The 18,431-nt window shown below is 62.7% G+C and carries 16 protein-coding genes; 8 read left to right on the top strand and 8 right to left on the bottom strand.

Annotated elements, in window-relative coordinates; translation table 11 throughout:
- The first annotated feature begins 1 nt into the window (after position 1).
- Together V6M90_RS18570 and V6M90_RS18565 are read left to right on the top strand one after the other, a co-directional pair.
- The gene (locus V6M90_RS18570) at positions 2-622 is read left to right on the top strand and encodes a hypothetical protein (protein ID WP_332846923.1); all 621 of its coding nucleotides are present in this window, start codon (positions 2-4) and stop codon (positions 620-622) included.
- A gap of 25 nt (positions 623-647) precedes the next feature.
- Positions 648-2,621: an SDR family NAD(P)-dependent oxidoreductase gene (locus V6M90_RS18565; protein ID WP_332846922.1), complete on the top strand. Its 1,974-nt coding sequence runs from the start codon at positions 648-650 to the stop codon at positions 2,619-2,621.
- A gap of 3 nt (positions 2,622-2,624) precedes the next feature.
- Here V6M90_RS18565 and V6M90_RS18560 read toward each other — a convergent pair whose 3' ends face one another.
- A complete protein-coding gene (locus tag V6M90_RS18560; protein ID WP_003173767.1) occupies positions 2,625-3,671 on the bottom strand; it encodes an AraC family transcriptional regulator in 1,047 nt (348 codons plus the stop codon).
- 155 nt (positions 3,672-3,826) lie between these two features.
- On the opposite strand from V6M90_RS18560, the gene V6M90_RS18555 reads away from it, so the two are divergent.
- Positions 3,827-5,248, top strand: coding sequence for a flavin-containing monooxygenase (locus V6M90_RS18555; protein WP_332846921.1), 1,422 nt, complete (start codon positions 3,827-3,829; stop codon positions 5,246-5,248).
- Positions 5,238-6,119 carry an SDR family NAD(P)-dependent oxidoreductase gene (locus tag V6M90_RS18550; RefSeq protein ID WP_003173769.1) on the top strand — a complete coding sequence of 294 codons (882 nt, stop codon included), beginning with the start codon at positions 5,238-5,240 and terminating at the stop codon, positions 6,117-6,119. Before V6M90_RS18555 ends, V6M90_RS18550 begins: the two co-directional genes overlap by 11 nt.
- Before the next feature lie 123 nt (positions 6,120-6,242).
- Here the strand turns inward: V6M90_RS18550 and V6M90_RS18545 are convergent, their stop codons facing one another.
- The 5 genes from V6M90_RS18545 to V6M90_RS18525 are packed head-to-tail and all read right to left on the bottom strand — an operon-like array spanning position 6,243 to position 13,956.
- The gene (locus V6M90_RS18545; RefSeq protein WP_408637322.1) at positions 6,243-7,472 is read right to left on the bottom strand and encodes an alginate lyase family protein; all 1,230 of its coding nucleotides are present in this window, start codon (positions 7,470-7,472) and stop codon (positions 6,243-6,245) included.
- A complete protein-coding gene (locus tag V6M90_RS18540) occupies positions 7,469-10,537 on the bottom strand; it encodes an efflux RND transporter permease subunit (RefSeq protein ID WP_332846920.1) in 3,069 nt (1,022 codons plus the stop codon). Before V6M90_RS18540 ends, V6M90_RS18545 begins: the two co-directional genes overlap by 4 nt.
- Positions 10,534-11,652 (bottom strand): efflux RND transporter periplasmic adaptor subunit, encoded by a 1,119-nt coding sequence (locus V6M90_RS18535; protein WP_332846919.1) that lies wholly within the window; start codon positions 11,650-11,652, stop codon positions 10,534-10,536. The genes V6M90_RS18540 and V6M90_RS18535 overlap by 4 nt, the downstream gene beginning before the upstream one ends.
- A 16-nt stretch (positions 11,653-11,668) precedes the next feature.
- On the bottom strand, positions 11,669-12,478 hold the full coding sequence (locus V6M90_RS18530) for a MipA/OmpV family protein (protein ID WP_003173773.1): 810 nt from the start codon (positions 12,476-12,478) through the stop codon (positions 11,669-11,671).
- The gene (locus tag V6M90_RS18525) at positions 12,475-13,956 is read right to left on the bottom strand and encodes an efflux transporter outer membrane subunit (protein ID WP_332846918.1); all 1,482 of its coding nucleotides are present in this window, start codon (positions 13,954-13,956) and stop codon (positions 12,475-12,477) included. The genes V6M90_RS18530 and V6M90_RS18525 overlap by 4 nt, the downstream gene beginning before the upstream one ends.
- Positions 13,957-14,053: 97 nt before the next feature.
- Between V6M90_RS18525 and V6M90_RS18520 the strand changes: the two genes are divergently transcribed.
- From V6M90_RS18520 to surE, 3 genes are all read left to right on the top strand, one after another.
- Positions 14,054-14,743: a response regulator gene (locus V6M90_RS18520; protein ID WP_003173776.1), complete on the top strand. Its 690-nt coding sequence runs from the start codon at positions 14,054-14,056 to the stop codon at positions 14,741-14,743.
- Between the two features lie 5 nt (positions 14,744-14,748).
- Positions 14,749-15,924 (top strand): sensor histidine kinase, encoded by a 1,176-nt coding sequence (locus V6M90_RS18515; RefSeq protein ID WP_003173777.1) that lies wholly within the window; start codon positions 14,749-14,751, stop codon positions 15,922-15,924.
- A 110-nt stretch (positions 15,925-16,034) separates the two neighbouring features.
- Positions 16,035-16,838: a 5'/3'-nucleotidase SurE gene (surE, locus tag V6M90_RS18510; RefSeq protein WP_003173778.1), complete on the top strand. Its 804-nt coding sequence runs from the start codon at positions 16,035-16,037 to the stop codon at positions 16,836-16,838.
- Here surE and V6M90_RS18505 read toward each other — a convergent pair.
- On the bottom strand, positions 16,823-17,254 hold the full coding sequence (locus V6M90_RS18505) for a MarR family winged helix-turn-helix transcriptional regulator (protein ID WP_332846917.1): 432 nt from the start codon (positions 17,252-17,254) through the stop codon (positions 16,823-16,825). The two genes, surE and V6M90_RS18505, sit on opposite strands and share 16 nt — an antisense overlap.
- 42 nt (positions 17,255-17,296) lie before the next feature.
- Positions 17,297-18,097: an AraC family transcriptional regulator gene (locus V6M90_RS18500; protein ID WP_305429524.1), complete on the bottom strand. Its 801-nt coding sequence runs from the start codon at positions 18,095-18,097 to the stop codon at positions 17,297-17,299.
- Positions 18,098-18,241: 144 nt separating this feature from the next.
- On the opposite strand from V6M90_RS18500, the gene V6M90_RS18495 reads away from it, so the two are divergent.
- Positions 18,242-18,430: a DUF1656 domain-containing protein gene (locus V6M90_RS18495; protein WP_003173781.1), complete on the top strand. Its 189-nt coding sequence runs from the start codon at positions 18,242-18,244 to the stop codon at positions 18,428-18,430.
- Position 18,431: the final 1 nt, after the last annotated feature.

The following is an 18,431-nucleotide window of genomic DNA, read 5'->3' as shown; positions in this document are numbered from 1 at the left end:
GATGCAGGACGTACTGCGACAACAATGGCTGGAACTGCGCGAACGACTCATCGGCCTGGTGTCGGCGGGGGGCAGCGTCTCCTTGCGTATTCCGGGCGAGGAAAGCATGTGGTGGGGGCAGTTGACTGACCTGGTCCCCACCCGCATCGACTGGCCGGTGCATGCCATGGGAGACAGCCAGACCCACCGTGTGATCTACCATGCCCGCTCGGACGTCGGCGCCATTTTGCTGGGTGGGGGCGACTTCGCCAACAGCCTCGCGGACTTTGGCGGGGTCATGCCTATTCTGTTCGATGAGCAGGCGCGGCATATTGGTCATATGGGCGTGCCGGTGGCTTCGATCCAGGACATTGCCACGGGCTTGCAGCGCGGCGGCAACGCACTGTTGATCAAGGGCGTGCCCGCGGTCCTGGGCACCACCGGTGCGCGAATGGCGATGAATGCGCAGCTGTTTGAAAAGTGCGCCAAGGCCTTCACCCTTGCCAAGGCGTCCGGGGTCAGGATGACGCTGTTGCCCTGGTGGGTGGTGCGGGTGGCCAACAGCCGCTTGATGAAAGATGAAAAACGCGCGACGCAGTGTTTTGCCCGAGGCCAAATTCCGCCGGAAAACCGTGGTTACTAAAAGACCCTTCAAGAGGTGTAACGCCATGCACATGTCGTCCGCTGTTTCCCGTAAACACCTGAGCGCCGCCTTGGCGCTGGGCTCGATCGCTGTGCTGATGGTGGGGCTGCAACCCTTGCTGCTGGGGGAATTGCTGGAGCAAAACCGCCTGTCACTCGAGGGCGTCGGTCTGGTCGCGATGGGCGAAATCCTCTCGTTGGGGTTGGGGGTGGTCCTGGGCGATTTATTGCGTTCGGTGTTCAGCCTGCGCGTGATCACGATCGTCGCCATTCTGGCGGCATCGGGCATGGACCTGGTCACGGCCAATACCAGCGGGGATGGCGCGCTGGCATTGACGCGGTCGTTGGCCGGGTTGGCCGAAGGCCTGCTGTTATGGGGCACCGTGAACCTGATCATTCAGGGGCCGGCGCCTGATCGCGTGGCCGGTGTGTTCATGGTGGTGCAAACCCTCGGTCAGGCGTTGGTGGCGGCGGTGCTGGCGTACTGGATACTGCCCCTACAGCGCACCTCGTCTTTTGGCTTCGTGTTTCTGGGGGCACTGACGGCGGCGTCCCTGGTGTTGGTGCGGTGGCAGCCCACCCGGTTGGCCAGTCAGCAAGCACAGTGCACCGCGGATGCCGGTTTTTCATGGGGCCTCAACCATGTGCTGCTGCTGGGGCTGGCCTTCATGCAGCTCAGCGCCATCGGCGGGCTGTGGGCTTACCTGGAGCCGCTAAGCAAATACGTGGGACTGGATGCACAAAACGCACAGCTGCTCGTCTCCGGCACGCTGCTGATGCAAGTCCTGGGCGGGTGCCTGGGGATTGTTCTGGTACGCCGTGTCTCGGACTCCGGATTGTTGGCCGTCGCCGCGGTGTTGTTGGGCGGCATCGCCCTGGGCATGTATTTTTCCGCCGATATGGGCGTTCGGCTATTCCTCGCGTTGTGCGGCGCGTTTGGCCTGGTCTGGCTGATGCTGACGCCGTTCCAGGTCCGTATCGCACTGCAGCTTGATCCTTCGGGACGAGTCGCGGCGCTGGTGCCGGGCATGCAACTGCTGGGGTGCGCCTTCGGGCCCTTGATGGCGTCGCAGTGGGTGGTGGGGGAGAACGCCCAGTACGTGTTGCTGGTCAGCGCGGTGTTCTCGCTGATTGCCCTGACCCTGGTCGGTTTGCTTCGCCGATGCCCGGCAAGCAAGCGCGTCAGTTTCGCGGGCAAAGTGGTGTTGGTAGTGGGCGCATCCTCCGGCATGGGTCGTGGGCTGGCGGTGCGTCTGGCGCAGGAGGGCGCCTGTGTGGTGGCCACGGCCCGGCGCAAGGAGCTGCTGAACGACCTGCAGCTGGAAATCACGCTTCAGGGCGGGCAATGTCGGGTCTCGGCGGTGGATGCCCTGGATGTACAGGCAGCCGCCGGCCTCGTGGATGAAGTCGTCGAACACTATGGCCGGCTGGATGTGATCGTGCTCAACGCCGGCGGCGCGCCTGCGCTGGATATGCGCGAGATGAAAGCCGCCGACGTCACCGCGTACATGCGCTCGAACTACGATGTGGTGGTCAACTACCTGTTCCCGGCCCTGGAACAGATGAGTCGCCAGGGCCATGGGTTCGTGGTGCACACCAACTCCCTCGCGGGTTTCCTGGGTGTGACCTTGCAGGGGCCCTACAGCGCGGCCAAGGGCGCACTGCGCTTGCTGATCGATACCTGCCGTATCGAGTTCGGCGGCCGTGGCATTCGCTTTCTATCGCTCTACCCAGGGTTTGTCGCCACCGCGCAAACGGCGAACGATGGCATGCCGGCGCCGCTGGAAATCTCCGAAGCGGCAGCCGTCGACCATATGCTCTATGCCATGCGCAGCCAGCGCTGGGACTACTTGTTTCCCTGGCCGATGAGGTGGGTGATCCGCTTGGCAAGGGTGCTGCCCAAGTCGCTCACCCTGTGGGTGTTGCGCAAGGAACTGCCGGGCGAGCAGGTGGCGGGGGTGCAGTGTGAGGCGCACGTGTCGCTGAATAAACCGGGTTGATCCTCAACGCCGGCGCTGCTCGCTGGGCAATGTGCCGGTCCACCGCTTGAACGCCCGCCGCAGTACGCGGGCGTCGCTGTAGCCGAGGGTGTGGGCAACTTGTGCCAAGGTCATGGCGGTATTGCTCAGCAAGTCGCGGGCGCGCTCGTGGCGGATCTGGTCAAGCAGTTGGCTATAGGAAACCCCGGAGTCTGTCAGACGGCGACGCAGGGTGCGTTCACTCATGTTCATCTGTCTGGCAAACGCCTGCAACGCCTGCGGATCGTCCAGGTGGGTGCGAATATGGCTGCGAAGCGTTTCGATCAACGCATCGAAACTCACGCCACGGTTGAGCAACTGGTCGAGTTTGGCGCGCAGAGGCGCACAGGTGATGTCGTCATAATCGGGCAGGCGCGTGGTCAGCCAGTGAGCCTCGCTGATCAAGCGGTTTTTGCCGGCCTTGAACGTGATGGGGCAGCGAAACACCCGGCTGTAAGTGTCCGCATAGGACGGGCGTGAGTAGGCCAGTTCGATGCGCAGTGGCGTGAAGCTCGAACCCACCAGCCGCCGTACAACGGCCACGGCGCTGGAAAACGCCTCTTCCACCAGAAACGGCTCGATGTCCAGATCAAACACTTTGGGTTTGACTTCGATGATCAACACCTCTTTCTGCCTGCTGGCCTGGTGCTCCATCAAGGCCCCGGTGTCACCCTGATGCTCAAGCCCGTAGCTCATCGCTTCGCCGAGAGTTTTGCAGGTCAGCATCGCCAGCCCTGCAAAGCCCCATGACACTGGCGTCTGCCGTATCCCCGTCGATATCCCCAGCGCGGGATCGCCCATGGCTCGCTGCGCGCGGGTGATCAACGTGCGGGTCTGGCGGTAAGACAGACGCATGTCCAGGTCCAGAAGCTCCTCATACCCGAAGCCCAGTCCTCGGCAGAGGCGCTCGGTGGACAACCCGCTTTCACTGACCAGGCTGAGCAAGGCTCGCGCGACGTTGGGCACCACCACGGCTTCATTGTGCTGTGGGTGCTGGGTCCAGTCGTGGGTGTCACCGGCAGACTCGAACATAGGTCAAGACTCGTGGCTTATGAACATAGGTGTATCGGAGGCACAAACCTGTCCGGCAAAGAACCCTTCCTGACCGCCAAAGCCCCGTGCCTGGATGATGCGTGCTTTACATTCCAGGTTCAAAGCCTATCTAACAATAAAGGAAGGAATTAGCCATGAGTGCGCTCGGGAATGCCGCTGTGATTGATCAGGGCGACAGTGTTTGTATCATCGGTTCGGGGGCGGGTGGTCTAAGTGCGGCGCGCGCCCTGAAAGCGCAAAAGATCCCCTACGATCAGTTCGAGCGGCACGCGCAGGTGGGTGGCATCTGGGACATCAATAACAGCGGTACACCGATGTACGAGTCGGCGCACTTCATCTCTTCCCGTGACCTATCCGGCTTCGTCGGTTTTCCCATGCCACGCGATTACCCGGACTACCCCTCGCACCGTCAAATAGCCCATTACCTCAGGAGTTTCGCCGACGCTTTTGGCTTGCGCGAGGCGATTCAATTCAACACCTCGGTCAGCCTGATCGAAAAAGACCCTGAAAACCGCTGGGTGGTTACGCTCTCCGACGGTGTTGTAAAGCGCTACCGCTGGGTGATCTTGGCCACCGGTACGAACTGGAAACCGAACCTGCCGTCATTCCGGGGTGAGTTCAACGGCGAAATCCGTCACTCCAACACGTTTAAATCCGGGCGTGAGTTCCAAGGCAAACGCGTGCTGGTGGTCGGTGCCGGCAATTCCGGCGCGGATATTTCCTGCGAGGCGGCGATCCATGCCGACCAGGCCTTTATCAGCATGCGTCGCGGCTATTATTTCATTCCCAAGCATGTGTTCGGCATGCCGGTCGACAAGTTCAACGAAGGCCCGCATTTGCCGTTGTGGTTGGCGCGGCCGGTGTTCAAAGGGTTGTTGCGCTTATTGGTCGGCGACTTGACGCGCTGGGGGCTGCCGAAGCCGGACCACGCGTTGTTCGAAACCCACCCGATCATCAATTCGCAACTGCTGCACCATTTGCAGCACGGTAATATTTCCGTGCGCAAAAACATTGACCGCTTTGAAGGCGACAGCGTGGTCTTCGAGGATGGCACCCGCGAGCAGGTCGACCTGGTGCTGTGCGCGACGGGCTACCAGTGGGGGGCCGATTGCGCGACGCAGTTTTTCGAGTGGAAGAACGGACGCCCGCTGATGTACCTGTCGATGTTCAGCCGCACCCACCGCAACCTCTGCGCCATCGGCTACCTGGACCAGAACTCCAGCGCGTTCAAAACCTTCGATACCCAGGCGTTGACCTTGGCCGCGTATTTCCGTGCGCAGCTTGAAGGCTCGGCGACGGCCTTGCAGTTCGACCAACTGATCCAACGCGATGAGCCTGACCTGAGCGGCGGTATTCAATTCGTCAAGTCGGACCGCCATGCGGTGTATCTGGACGCGCGCGCCTTCCTGGCGTACCTGGAAAAACTGCGCACCGACTTGAACTGGCCAGCCTTGGGCGAGCATACCTACGACGCCCTGAAACAGTCCTCCCGTCAGGCAATAGCGGCACGCCAGCCAGCGCCGGTGTTGCAGGAGGCCAGCGTCCATGGCGAATAATCGGATGTTTACGGGCTGGGTCGCGTTGATCACCGGCGGCGCGGGTGGATTGGGCCGTGCGATTGCCGCCGCGCTGATCGGCCGGGGTATCAAATGCCTGCTGGTGGATATCGACCCCGATCGCCTGGCCCAGGCGAGCAGGGCCCTCGGCCCGATGGCGCTGACCTACCAGGCCGACCTGACGGACGCCACGGCGCTGGAAGGATTGGTCAACCATGTGCGCGAGGATCTTGGGCGCCTGGACCTGCTGGTCAATAACGCCGGGATACTGAGCAACACGCTGTTTGAAGTGCGGCCGATGCAATCCATTACCCACGAAGTGCAGCTCAACATGTTGGTGCCGATCGCGCTGACACAGGCATTTCTCGGGTTGCTGCAACAGGCCATGGACGGTCGGGTGATTTCCATCGTGTCTCTGGGTGGGTTATTCCCAATGCCGGAAACCTGTATTTATTCGGCAACCAAGTTTGGCCTGCGCGGGGCGATGCTGTGCCTGGGGCTGGATGGCAAGCGCCTCGGCGTCAAATTCACCATCGTCAACCCGTCAGCTACCGAAACGCCGATGCTGATGCGCGAGGCGATTGAGGACGGCAACAAAATGCAGTTCCTGGACCCACCGCAAATGCCCGAGGACGTCGCTCAAACCGTGCTCAAGGCGCTGGATAAACCTCGCTTGGAGATGTTCGTAAGACCGAGCGAATCCTGGACGGCACGCCTGGTGATGCTGGCCCCCGGTATCTTGCCCCGGCTGTTGCCGCTGTTTCAGCGCAAAAGCGAAACCGGCCATCGCAACTATCTGGTTTCCCTTGAGCAGCGCGGCTTGATAACCCGCGAGGGGCAGGGCTGGCGCTTGAAATTGCCGGAGAACTGATTGAACCGTTGGCGAGGGCGCTTGCTGTGGGAGGGGCGGAGCGACGATTCGACTTGCCCCCGACGGCTGCATATAAGGCGGATCAGACCGAATCTGCGGTAACGGCGCCTATGGGGGCCGCCCTCACGGCATCAGCTGCGTGTTGGACAGCCCATATTCCCCCAACGAATACAGCAAGGTTCCATACCCCAACTGATCGTAGCCACCGCTGTTCGGTCCATAGTCGCCGCCACCCCCTTCCACCTGGACCTTATGCGCGAAGGCCTTCACGTTCGGTGCGCTGAGGCCTTTAAGCACGACGTAGTGGTTGTAGAGCAGTTCCCAGATCGGACGGATGTCGCCGCGGTGTTCCGGCGAGATGACGGTTTGCTTGAAACCGCTGTTGATAAAAGGCGTGAACGGCACATCCTGGCCGAGGTTGTACCTGGCCACATATTCGGCGCCCTGCAGCACGCGGTTGTTCTGGTACCCGAACAGGTCGTCGCCCTGGCTCCAGGCCATTTGGCAGAAACTGCCGAGCAAGGCGATGTCGAGCAGGGTGTGCGCCTGGTCACGCCCGCTTTCCTGGACCTGGCCGAGACCATTGCCGTAGAGCTTCCACACCACGTGTTCAATGGAGCCGTTGCCGGCGCCATGTTTGAAATAGTTGAGCGCTTCATCATAGATATCGCGGCGGTCGGTCAGTACGCCAATTGCCAGCATCGAATTCATGTTGGCCAGGTCCCAGTTCGCCCAATAGTGGTCGACCAGCGCGTTATTGTGACGCACCAGAAAATCATGGTTCATCGGATAGAAGACATTGAGCATCATGCTTTGGAACTGATGAAAGTCCGCCGCCTTCCACTTTGAATAACCGCGCAGTAACTCTGCGGCATTGGCCAGTTGATAACCGTACAAGCCGGATGCCAGGAAGCGGTCCGAGGTGCCTTCAATCGATGTAAGGGTGCTGGACCATTGGTTCAACATCGCTACGGCTTTGTCGGCATACGCAGGGTCGCCCGAAAGCTGCCAGCGCAGGGCCAGTGCGTACGCTGCCGCGGCGTCGTTGAATAACCGGGCGTAGTTTTCCGGATGTTGGCCATCCGCGCCCCGATACACCACTGCGACCGGGCTCGGGTTCCAGGCCAGTGAAGCGTGCCGGTTGGCGGTCAGCTTCTGCCAACCGGCCAGCCACGGCTGATTATGGTTGGCCAGTTTTTCGCGGATGCGTATGAAGTCCTGTTCGGTCTGCAACAGGCCTGGGTGGACGAACGCGGAGGCTTGAGCACCGATACTCATCGCCAGCCCGCCAAGCAGCACGGCCGCGCAGGTTATGCGCTTGATATTGCGCTTTGACTTCAACGAAAAATTCATGGTGTGTTCGCCTTGATGGGTGAATGTTGACGCGGTGTGAACAGCAATACGTACAGCACGGGAATCAACCCCAGAGTGACCAACGTGCCCAGCGCCAGGCCGCCCATCAGTGTGATCGCCATGCCTTCCCACAGCGGCCCGGCAAACAGCATCAGCGGCACCAGCCCGATAATGCAGGTCAGTTTGGTCATGACGATGGGGCGCAGGCGTTTCACGGCGGCGTTCACCACCGCCTCGTACACCGGCAGGCCCTCGTGGAGTTCGGCCTCGATACGCTCGAGCAACAGCACGGCGTTGTTGACGATGATCCCCGCCAGCGACAACAGGCCGAAGGTGGCCATGAAGCCGAACGGGTAACCGGTGACCAGCAGCGCAACGGCCACGCCGATCAGTACAAAGGGAATCGCCGAGACCACAATCAGCAGCTTGCGAAACGAATTGAACTGCCAGACGAACAGCAACAGCATGGCGATCAGCGCGTGGGGCAGGTATTGCAGCAACGCCTGGTTGGCGTCCGCCGAGTCTTCGATTTCGCCGCCCAGCTCGATGCGGTAGCCCGGCGGCAGGGGCAATGCCGCCACTTGCGGCGCCAACTGCTCGACGATGGAGGTGGCCGTCATCGACGGGTTGTGCCCGACCACGGTGATGGCGCGTTCCTGATTGCGCCGCATCAGCGTCGAGGGTTCGCTGGAGGCGACGATGCGCGCAACGGCCGTCAACGGCACGGGCGTCGAACCGTCGGCCGGGTAGACCAGGATGCCGCGCAGATCGGGGGTGGCATCGGTTGTCGTCGAAGGCTCGCGCACCACCAGTGGGACGCGGGTCTGGTTGTCCTGCAATGACGACACCTGGAGACCGCCGAAATGCAGTTGCAACGCTTGGGCAATGGCTTGGGTGTCGACACCGGCGCGGCGCGCCCCGTGCTGATCGACCTCGACGGTGTAACGTGTCAGGCGTGTGCTCCAGTCATCACGCACATCCAGGGTGCCCGGCACTTCACGCAAGGCCTTTTCGATCTGAGCGGCCAGGCTGCGCAATACCTGTTCGTCCGGGCCCAGCACGCGATAGATCGCGACACCGGCCTCGGTGGTGCCCAGGGAAAAACGCTTGGGCTCGGCGCGCAGTTCCGGGTGTTGCTTGAGCAGATAGCGGCGGGTGTTGGCAATGACCGCATCGATATCCGAACCGGCCTTGACGCTGACGGTGAAGTACGCGGTTTCCGGTGCTGGCAACGGCGGGTTGAGGCCCAGCACGATACGCGGCCCGCCATCGCCGACGTAGCCGATGCTGTCGGCCACCTGGGGTTCCTTGCTCAGCCACAGGCTGATCTCGCGCACGCTTTGCAAGGTCTTGCGCGAACCGCTGCCGGGTTCCAGGCTGATGGGCACCTGGAACTGCAAGCGGTCGGACTGAGGCAGAAAGTCATAGGGCACGCGCATCAGTTCGAAGATCGCGGCGGCGAGTAACACCAGCATCGCCATCAGAAACAGCACTTTGTGCTGCAGCACTCGGCGGATGACCGCCCGATAACCCCGGTAAAAACCGCTGTCGTAACTGTCCTCTGCCGTGTCCTGAGGAGCGGCCTTGGCGAAATACAGGCACAGCAGCGGCGTGACGGTGATGCTCAACAACCACGAGCCGAGCAGCGTCAGCGCCAGCACGACAGCCAATGAACGCAGGTATTCATTGGTGCTGGTCTGGCCGAGAAAGAACGGCGAGAACGCCAGCACGATCACCAGCGACGAGGTCAACAACGGAATCGCCAGGGTGCGTCCGGCGTTCTCGCAGGCCTGGCGCCGATCCTCACCGGCATGCAGCCGACGTTCAATGTCCTCGGCGATCACAATGCCGTTGTCCACCAGCAGGCCGAGCGCGAGGATGATTGCGGCAATCGACACAGTTTGCAGCTCGACCCCGAGCATGCGCATGGCGATCAACGTACCGAGGATGGTCAGCGGCACAATGGCGCCGACCACCAGCCCAGTGCGCCAGCCCAGGAACAGCATGACCACGGCCATGACGATGACCACCGTCTCGATCATCACGTGCTTCATCTTGGCCATCTGCTGATCGACCACATCAGCCTGGAACGTCACCATATGGGCGCTGAAGCCCAACGGCAGTTGCTGTTCCAGCTGGGCCAAACGCTCGCGCAAGGCCACGCCGAATTGGTGAACGTTCTGTCCTGGCGCCATGGACACCGCCAGCACCACGGCGTCCTGGCCTTGATACACCGCAGCGGTCTGGGGCGGGTCGGCCGCCATCACCGAGATCTGCGCGATGGCGCCGAGGGCCACCGATTGCGCGGTGCCGTCGGCGCCGGGCAGTTGGATCGGCAACTGACGCAGTTGCTCCACGCTAAGTACTTCGCCGGTCACGGTCAGGGTGGTGATCTGCCCGCCAATGTCGGCGATGCCGCCGGGCGCCAGCACGTTCTGTTGCTGCAATTGCTGGAACAGCTGTTGCGGGGACAAGTCCAGCCCCGCCAGGCGCTGCGGGTTGAAGTCGATCGACAACTGCTGGTCTTGCACACCGTGCAGCGTCACCTGGCCGATGCCGGGCAGCCCGCCCAACTGGTCGCGCAGGCGCTTGAGCGGTCCGCGCATCTCGCTCATGCTGTAGCCGGGCGCGGTGACAGCGATGGACGCCACGGCGACACGTCCGAAATTATCGTCGACAAACGGCCCCTGGGTGCCGGGTGGAAAGCTGGCGCCGGCCTCGGCGACTTTATTGCGCACCTGTTGCCACAGCACGCCCAGGTCCTTGATCTCATCGCGGGCCGTCACCTGGATGATCACACTGCCGGGGTGGACGGTGGTCACAATGTTTTTGATCTGCGACAGCTCGCGCAGTTTTTCTTCGGTGGGTCGGGCCAGCAGCTCTTCGGCGCGTTCGCTGGGCAGGCCGGGGAATTGGATACTCACCACTGCATCGCGGATCGTCACCGAGGGTTCTTCCTGGGTCGGGAAACTCAGGAATGTGGCCACGCCTGCGAGCAGGATCAGCAAGGCGGTGAATAACGTCAGGCGGCTCGCGCCCAGGGCGTGACGGGTCAGGTTGATCATTCGGGTGTGCTCAGACGGCTGGAGGGCGAGAGCAGGTTGACGGGCTGGCCGTCGGTGAGGAACGCGACGCCGGTGACGACCACTTGCTCGCCGTCCTTGAGGCCGTTGTCGATGGCGACACGGCCCTGATCGATCAGGCCGATCCTGATCTCACGCAGGGCGACCTTGCCCTGGGCCGGGTCATAGACGAACACCTGCACCTGGCTGGCGTCGCCACCCATGCGCAGCGCCTGGGTCGGAATCGACAGCGTGAGCGCGGCAGGCGCCGCCAATCGCACGTTGAGGTTCACGCCGCTGGGGAGCGCGAGGTCACGGGCGTCCAGGCGGAAACGCGCGCTTTGCAACAGGCCGTTCTGTGCACGTGTCGACACGCCTTCGAGTATCAGCGGCAGGGTGGAGCCGGGCGCCGCCGGGTCGTTGGCGATGGCGTGGTCGCCAGGCTTGAGGCCGCCAGCCTGTTCCACCGGGATTTGCACGATGACCTGCAACGCGCCGCCGGCCTCCAGTTCCATTACCATTTGGCCGGGCGACAACTCGCTGTATAACTGCGCGGGTCTGGCCACGACGCGGCCGTCAAACGGCGCGATCAGTTGGCCCAGGCGTTGATCGCGGCGTACCAGGTCCAGCGCCGCTTCATCGGCGGCCTGCTGTGCAACCGCGGCTTGCCACGCGGCTTCGGCTTGCTCCACGGCGCTGGCCGCGACGCTGCCCTGGGCATACAGCTGTTGCTGGCGCAGCTTGTTGCGCTTGCGCTCGCCGGTTTGCGCCACGCTGGCGAACAGGGCCGCCTGCGCCTGTTTCAGGCGCAACCGCACGGCTGCCGTGTCCAGGCTTGCCAGCACCTGGCCTTGTTTCACGCTATCGCCGACGTCGACGTTCAACGCGATCAATCGGCCCGCGCCTTCAAAGGCCAAGGCGGCGCGTTGGCGTTGGCGCACCACACCGGTCAACGGCGCAGCGTCGGCCTCTGCGGCGTGCACGGTGGTGACTTTCACCGACCTTACGGCCGGCTCCGGCACCGGTTCCTCGCGCGAACAGGCCGCCACCATCAGGCAGGCAACGCCGAGCAGCAGGGGACGGCCCCAAGGACGGAACAACTGAGCAATACCCTGCATGCCTGGCGCCTCGTTATCAGAAGGTGTAGTTGATGGCGAACATGCCCAGGCCAGCGCTTTCACGTCGGATCAGCGGGCTGTTACGCGCCTGGTCGGCGTACTGGGTCAGGGTCAGGCTGGCCAGTGTCGACCAGTGCGCGTCCAGGCTGTGCTGCCAGTTCAAGGCGGCGGAGTAGGCGTAGATACCGGCATCGGCGTTGTATCTTCCGTAGAGCGAGCGCTGGCTCTGCGCCTGGGTGACGCCGAAGAACGTCTGGTTGTAGCGACCATCGCCGGCGTGCGCATCGAGGTCCAGGGCCAGGGTGTCGCTGTCGGTATGAAACAGGATGCCTTCCAGGCCGAAGCGGTAGCGGTTGCCACGGTGTTCGCCGGCCATGCGCAGTTCGGCTTCGCCGCTGACCGACAGCCAGTCAAGCAGTTGTTGGCTGAGGGTGAAGTCGGCGACGGTGGCGCCGTTGACATCGCCCATGCCGTTCAACTCGCGGTCGCCCGGGCGGCTGGTGCTGTCCTTCTCCTTGCGGCCCAGGTCATAGTTGATCGCCGCGCTGGCGCCAAAGCCGCTGTCGGATTGAAATTGCAGGCCCACGCCACGGGTGGTGTCGGCGAACAGCACGCCGTGCTGGATGCTGAACATCGGCAGCACGAGCGCGCGGTAACGGTCGGCACCCATGTAGCGCGGCGTGACACCCATGCCAAGGCCCAGGGTGGCGGTGGTCTTGTCGGCTGCCGCGCCGGCGTCGGCCGCCTGTGCCGAAGTCGCGAGGGTGCAGGCCATCAAGGCGGCGCCCCACAGCACGGTACGGGTCGGGGGAGTGGTCAAGTTCATGGTGAAACCCTTTCAGTGGAGGAAAATAGCGGTGCGCCGGACAGCGCGCGATACAGCGCCAGGCGGTTGAACAACAATTGGTAGGTGGCCTTGCGTAATTCGATGGCCGATTCAGTCAGGCGAATCGCCGCCGCCGGGTGCTCCGAACGTGCTGCCGCACCGGCGGCAATCTGTTGCTCGACACGCTTGGCTTTCAGTGCGGTCAACGCCGCCAGATCGATTTGCGTGGTGGCGTTGGCCAACGCTTGCTGGCGCTGATTCAACAGGTCGGCGATTTCGCGGAAGGCGTCCTGCACGGTCTTTTCGTATTGGGCGACGGCGGACTGTTGGCGGGCGGTGGCCAGGTCCAGGTTGGCCTGGTTGCGGCCACCGTCGAACAGCGGCAGGTTCAGTTGCGGGGTGAACAGCCAGGCGCCGCTGCCGGATGAAAACAAGGTGTTCAAGCGCGGGCTGGCGATGCCCGCGCCGGTGCTCAAGGTGATCGAGGGGAAGAACGCCGCACGCGCGGCGCCGATGTTGGCATTCGCGGCGCGCAGCGCTTGTTCGCACTGGCGCACATCAAAGCGCTGCAACAGCCGCTGGGACGAGAGTTCGATCAGCCAGGGCGGGGTGTCCAAGTCAATCGCCGGGTCTGTGACGGTAGCGGTCGAAGCTGCGGCCTTATAGCCGGTGACCCACGCCAACGCCTGCCGTGCACTGGCGTGATCGGCGCTTGCGTCCTGCCATTGCTGGGTGGCACGCCGCACTTCCATGCGCTGACTGTCGACCATGTCCTGGGCGATGAGGCCCTGCGTTTGCTGGCCGACGAAAACGCTCAGCAACTGGTTCTGGTTGTCGAGCATGGACTGCGTGTCGGCCTGTACGCCTGCCTGCAAACGCTCCTGCAAATACAGGCGCGCCACTTCAACGATCAGCGCCTTGCGCGCGGCGAGAGCGCCGTAGCGCGTAGCCAGGTAGTCATGCTGCGCCGCTTCGGACAGGCTGCGCACCCGGCCGAAAAAATCCAGCTCGAAATCCGAGATGCCCACGGAGGCCACCGCGATGTCCTGCCCATAACGTTCGTCGGCGGCCTTGTCATGCAAATGCTGGCGGTTGCGTTGCAGTCCCAGGGCCACGGTGGGCAAGCGGTCGGCGCGGGAAATGCCGTACTGGGCGCGGGCTTGCTCGACACGCAGCAGCGCCAGGCGCAAGTCGCGATTGTAGTTCAGGGCGCGTTCAACCCACTGCGGTAACTGCGCCGATGAGTCCAGGCCGGTCAGCAGCTGTTTCTCTTCCTCGGACAGCGCCTCTACCTCGTTGGTCGTGGAGGAGGGCGCGCCCGTTACAGGTTCGCCTTGCAGGGTCTGCGGCACCGGCAGCGCGGGGGCCTGGTACGCAGGCGCCAGCGAACAGCCGGTCAGCATGCCGACCAGCAGCAAAACCGCGCCGAGGCGTTCGGGCAGCTGGATAGGCTTGGACAGCGGGGCGGTGGTCGGCATAGGATCGGTTCGCGAAAGTCGGGCGTAGGGCAATACTGCTCGCGGACTTTCAATAAACCGTTCGTGAATTATCAAGGTTTCATCAAGAGGCTTCTTTGTGTCAGGAAAACGTATCCTCATCGTCGAAGACGACGCCGACAGCGCCAACATTCTCGAAGCCTATCTGCGCCGGGATGGTTTTGAGGTGGCCCTGGCCGAAGACGGCCAGCGCGGTCTGGACCTGCACAAAAGTTGGCGACCCGATCTGATCCTGCTGGACGTGATGCTGCCGCGCTTGAGTGGCACCGAGGTGTTGTCCGCCGTGCGTCGCAGCAGTGACACGCCCGTGATCATGGTCACGGCCATGGGGGACGAGCCGGAAAAACTCGGCGCCTTGCGCTATGGCGCCGACGACTATGTGGTCAAGCCCTACAGCCCGCGCGAGGTGGTGGCGCGGGTGCACGCAGTGTTGCGACGTACCACGGGCAGCCAACCAGTGGAGCAGTTGCTGCGTCATGAAAACCTGCAAGTGGACCTCATCGCGTTTACGGCGGCCATTGAACACCGCGATGCGCCACCGCAACTGCTGGACCTGACGCCGACGGAGTTCAAACTGTTGGTCACCTTGCTGAAGACACCCTCCAAGGCCTTCACCCGTGATGAGCTGCTGGAAATCTGCCTGCCGGAAAGCGAAGCCCTGGCCCGTGTCGTCGACACCCACGTGCACAACCTGCGGCGCAAGCTGGAAACTCATGGCATCGCCGGGGTACTGGTCACGGTGCGCTCCATTGGCTATCGGTTCAGGTAAGCCGCATGCTTGAGAAATCACGGATCAACGACAAACCCTTGTGGCGCTGGGTCGGCATGCGCATGAGCCTGTTGGCGATTGGCGCGGTGGTGGTGATCGCTATCTGCATGTGGATCAACTTCAGGCTGTCGGACCGCTACTTTTTGCAGCACCTGCCGCCGGCGGCGCGCGAGGAGTTGCTGCAGTTGCGCGCCGAGCCGCAGCTCAACGAAAAACGCCTGCGCCAACTGGTTGCCGAATACTATCCGGTGGAATTCTTCCAGCCGGACATCGCCAATCGCGACTGGCTGATTCTGGCGTGCCTGGTGCTGGCGGCCATCCCGATCATCATCGTCTGTGGCTTGTGGTTTTCGCGCCCCTTGTCCAGCCAGTTCTCGGCGATTGCCCAGGGCGCACGGCGGGTCGCCGGCGGTGATTTCCTGACACGCCTGCCGGTTCACCGCGACGCACCCGACGAGATGCAGCGGCTGATCAGCGACTTCAACAGTATGACCACCCAGCTGGAGCGTTATGAGCGCGATGTGCGTGAGTCCAGCGCGGTCATCGCCCACGAACTGCGCACGCCCTTGAATGCAGCCATGGGCCGGGTGCAGGGCATGCTCGATGAGGTGTTCCCCAGCGATGCCGCACAGCTGGGCATGGTCAAGCGTCAGCTCGATCAGCTGCGCAAACTGGTGGATGACCTGCACCTGCTGTCGATGGCCCGGGCCGGCCGACTGGTGCTGGAGCGCAGCGATTTTCCCCTGGCGGTCCTGATCGCCGAACGGCTGGCCTGGTTCCAGCCGCAACTGGATGAGGCCGGCGTGCGCACGCAAGTCAGTATTGCCGATGGGTTTCGCCTGCATGCCGATCGTGATCGCCTGGGCCAGGTGATCAATATCCTGGTGGACAACCTGTTGCGTTACGCTGCGGGGGGGGGCGAATTAAGCGTGATGGCGCTTCGGGTCGAAGACCGCGTGGTGATTGAAATCGGTGACCGTGGTCCAGGGATCGAGGCACAGCACCTGGACAGCGTATTTGACCGCTTCTGGCGGGCGGAGCGCTCCAGGGCGCGTTATTCGGGCGGCAGCGGGCTGGGCTTGTCCATTGCCCGCGCGATCTGCCAGGCCCATGGCGGAGCCATTACCGCCATTAACCGCGCCGAGGGGGGCACCTTGATCCGGGCGGAGTTTCCGCTGTAGTTTTCGCCGTGGTTTTCGGGTTTATATCTATGGCTAGATAACTATTTAAATATAGGTAATTATGCCGTCGACGGCGCTCATCCGAGCGCCTGCATTGACGGGGCACGGCCATGGCGAACGGTGATCATCGATTCGAGCGAATTCTTCTGACCAATGACGACGGCATCGATGCGCCCGGGCTCAAGGTGCTGGAACGCATCGCCTGCCAACTGGCGAATGAAGTCTGGGTCGTCGCGCCCTTGCTTGATCAAAGCGGCACCTCTCATTCATTGAGCCTACACGCTCCTCTGCGGCTGAGCTGCCACGGCACCCGCCGGTTTGCGGTGACCGGCACGCCGGGCGATTGCATTGCCGTGGCGCTGGGGCATCTGCTCAACCACGACAAGCCGGACCTGATTTTATCCGGCGTCAATCGTGGCGCGAACCTGGGCACCGAAACGGTGTTCTCGGGCACCGTCGGCGCGGCGATGACCGGGTTGCTGTTCGGTATCCCGTCTATCGCACTGAGCCAGGCGTTTACCGACCGCACCGCCGTGCCTTGGGAAAACGCCCTCAACCACGGTGCGTACACGGTTGAGCAACTGATGGCGCTGGACTGGCCGCAGGACGTTTGCCTGAACGTCAATTTTCCGAGTTGCGCGCCGGGTGCCGTACGTCCGCTGAAAATAACCCGCCAGGGCAGGGGGCGTTTGGACGGGGTGTCGGTGCGCTCGGAGAACGACCCACGCGGCCTGGAATACCATTGGCTTCAATTGCAGCGCCACCCACGGCCTGATGAGCCGGGCACGGAAACCGCGGAAAATCTCGCCGGTCACATCACCGCGACGCCGTTGCAGTTCGAGCGTACCCACGCCACGGCCGACCGGATGTGCGAACAACTGGCCGAGGCCGGGCGCGTTCAGCGCTCTTCGTAGCGGCCGTACTGGCTGAGCTTGTCCATCAGCAGCCCGGCGGCCTCCAGCTGCTTGCGTTCAGTGGCTGTCAGGCAGGCGTCGACGGCTTCAGCCAGCCACTCATCACGGCGCTTGCGGCTTGCCTGCAATACGCGGCGGCCTTGGTCGGACAGGCCGATCCAGGTGCGCCGGCGATCCTCGGTGTCCGGTGTCCGGGTGATCAAGTCGCGCGCTTCGAGATCCTTCAACAGGGCGGCGAGGTTGGACGAGCGGATGTTTTCTGCTTCGGCGATTTTCGACGGCGTTGCCATGCCGTCCATTTGATCGATGGCACTCAACACCAGCATCTGTGACCACGTCTCGGGATGATTCTGTGCTTCCTGGCGCAGGCGTTTGTTCAAGCGCGTAAAACGCCCGCGAAATAATGCGATACCCATACAGCGCTACCTTGGCGAAAAACCTATGGGATTGTAGCTAAATCAAGGCTGGCGTCGTGTGGTTTCGCGCAGGTAGCGCGCTGGCGAGGTGCCCAGTGTCTTGCGAAACATGCTGATGAACGAGCTGACTGACTCATAGCCGAGCGTCTCGGCGGTTCGCTGCACCGACTGCCCCTCGGCCAGGCTTTGCAACGCGACAATGATCTGCCATTGCTTGCGCCACTGGCCGAAGGTCAGGCCGGTTTCGCCTTTTATCAGGCGGGCCAGCGAACGTTCACTCATGGCCACGTGCCGTGCCCAGCTCGCCATGGTGGCGCGGTTGGAAGGGTCTTGTGCCAACGCCCGGGCGATGGTGCGCAGTGGGGTTGATACGGGCAACGGCAGGTAAAGCTGTTCCGTGGGGGCCAGTTCAAGTTCTTCCAGCAGCACGTTGGTCAACCGCGCAGTGCGCGAATTCGCGGGGTAATCCTGGGCCTGGCCGCTCAGGTGGAGGATGAGCTCGAGGATCAGTGGCGACAGCGCCAGCGTGCAGCAGCGATCCGGCAGTGACGCGGCGCCGGGTTCGACGAACAAAAAACACACTTGCCCGTTAGCCGTGACGCGGTTGCTATGGGCGACGCCCCCTGGGATCCACACGCCGAACCCTGACGGTACCATCCACACGCCATCTTCTCCCGTACACACGATGCCGCCGCAGTAAGCCACGACCAGTTGCCCTTTGCGGTGCGTGTGTACGGCGGACTCGCTGTCGTTGCGCTGGGGGGCGAGCATCAGCGCTACGGCGGGTTGGGACAGGTTGTCGTACTCGAACTGATCGACGGGTAAGTGCTGGAGTTCGGCCATGGGGTGCCATCGAGGGTTGTCTGGATTTGATTATATTTTGGCAGTGTGCTCAATATCGGCAGCACGGGTAATTCCTTAGCATCGTCAACAAGCCCCTTTCAGGATGCGGGCGAATGCTCGAACCCTCCGAACCCGGTACTTGCCATGCTCAGCGAAATCGCCATTGCCAACCTCTACTTTCCCCCCTTGTTGATCTACCTGGGCGTATCGGCCTTGGTCTACATCCTCATCGAGCGCCTGGCACGCCGCTGGCTGGACGGCGCGTGGCACCCAGCGCTGGCGCGGTTTTTTGTGTCGCTCATCGTCGTGTCGGCGATGGTTGTCAATTGCTGAG

Origin of the sequence: Pseudomonas lactucae, assembly GCF_036688725.1 — a bacterium.
Classification (GTDB): domain Bacteria; phylum Pseudomonadota; class Gammaproteobacteria; order Pseudomonadales; family Pseudomonadaceae; genus Aquipseudomonas; species Aquipseudomonas lactucae.
The sequence above is the reverse complement of the archived record's forward strand: the minus strand, read 5'-3'. Positions and strand labels throughout refer to the sequence as shown.

What these genes read in the sequence shown, in the direction of transcription:
- surE (WP_003173778.1), top strand. Translation starts at nt 16,035, where the DNA reads ATGGCGAACGGTGATCATCGATTCGAGCGAATTCTTCTGACCAATGAC.
- V6M90_RS18555 (WP_332846921.1), top strand. Translation starts at nt 3,827, where the DNA reads ATGAGTGCGCTCGGGAATGCCGCTGTGATTGATCAGGGCGACAGTGTT.
- V6M90_RS18495 (WP_003173781.1), top strand. Translation starts at nt 18,242, where the DNA reads ATGCTCAGCGAAATCGCCATTGCCAACCTCTACTTTCCCCCCTTGTTG.
- V6M90_RS18545 (WP_408637322.1), bottom strand. Translation starts at nt 7,472, where the DNA reads ATGAATTTTTCGTTGAAGTCAAAGCGCAATATCAAGCGCATAACCTGC.
- V6M90_RS18570 (WP_332846923.1), top strand. Translation starts at nt 2, where the DNA reads ATGCAGGACGTACTGCGACAACAATGGCTGGAACTGCGCGAACGACTC.
- V6M90_RS18505 (WP_332846917.1), bottom strand. Translation starts at nt 17,254, where the DNA reads ATGGGTATCGCATTATTTCGCGGGCGTTTTACGCGCTTGAACAAACGC.
- V6M90_RS18560 (WP_003173767.1), bottom strand. Translation starts at nt 3,671, where the DNA reads ATGTTCGAGTCTGCCGGTGACACCCACGACTGGACCCAGCACCCACAG.
- V6M90_RS18565 (WP_332846922.1), top strand. Translation starts at nt 648, where the DNA reads ATGCACATGTCGTCCGCTGTTTCCCGTAAACACCTGAGCGCCGCCTTG.
- V6M90_RS18515 (WP_003173777.1), top strand. Translation starts at nt 14,749, where the DNA reads ATGCTTGAGAAATCACGGATCAACGACAAACCCTTGTGGCGCTGGGTC.
- V6M90_RS18500 (WP_305429524.1), bottom strand. Translation starts at nt 18,097, where the DNA reads ATGGCCGAACTCCAGCACTTACCCGTCGATCAGTTCGAGTACGACAAC.
- V6M90_RS18540 (WP_332846920.1), bottom strand. Translation starts at nt 10,537, where the DNA reads ATGATCAACCTGACCCGTCACGCCCTGGGCGCGAGCCGCCTGACGTTA.
- V6M90_RS18525 (WP_332846918.1), bottom strand. Translation starts at nt 13,956, where the DNA reads ATGCCGACCACCGCCCCGCTGTCCAAGCCTATCCAGCTGCCCGAACGC.
- V6M90_RS18530 (WP_003173773.1), bottom strand. Translation starts at nt 12,478, where the DNA reads ATGAACTTGACCACTCCCCCGACCCGTACCGTGCTGTGGGGCGCCGCC.
- V6M90_RS18535 (WP_332846919.1), bottom strand. Translation starts at nt 11,652, where the DNA reads ATGCAGGGTATTGCTCAGTTGTTCCGTCCTTGGGGCCGTCCCCTGCTG.
- V6M90_RS18550 (WP_003173769.1), top strand. Translation starts at nt 5,238, where the DNA reads ATGGCGAATAATCGGATGTTTACGGGCTGGGTCGCGTTGATCACCGGC.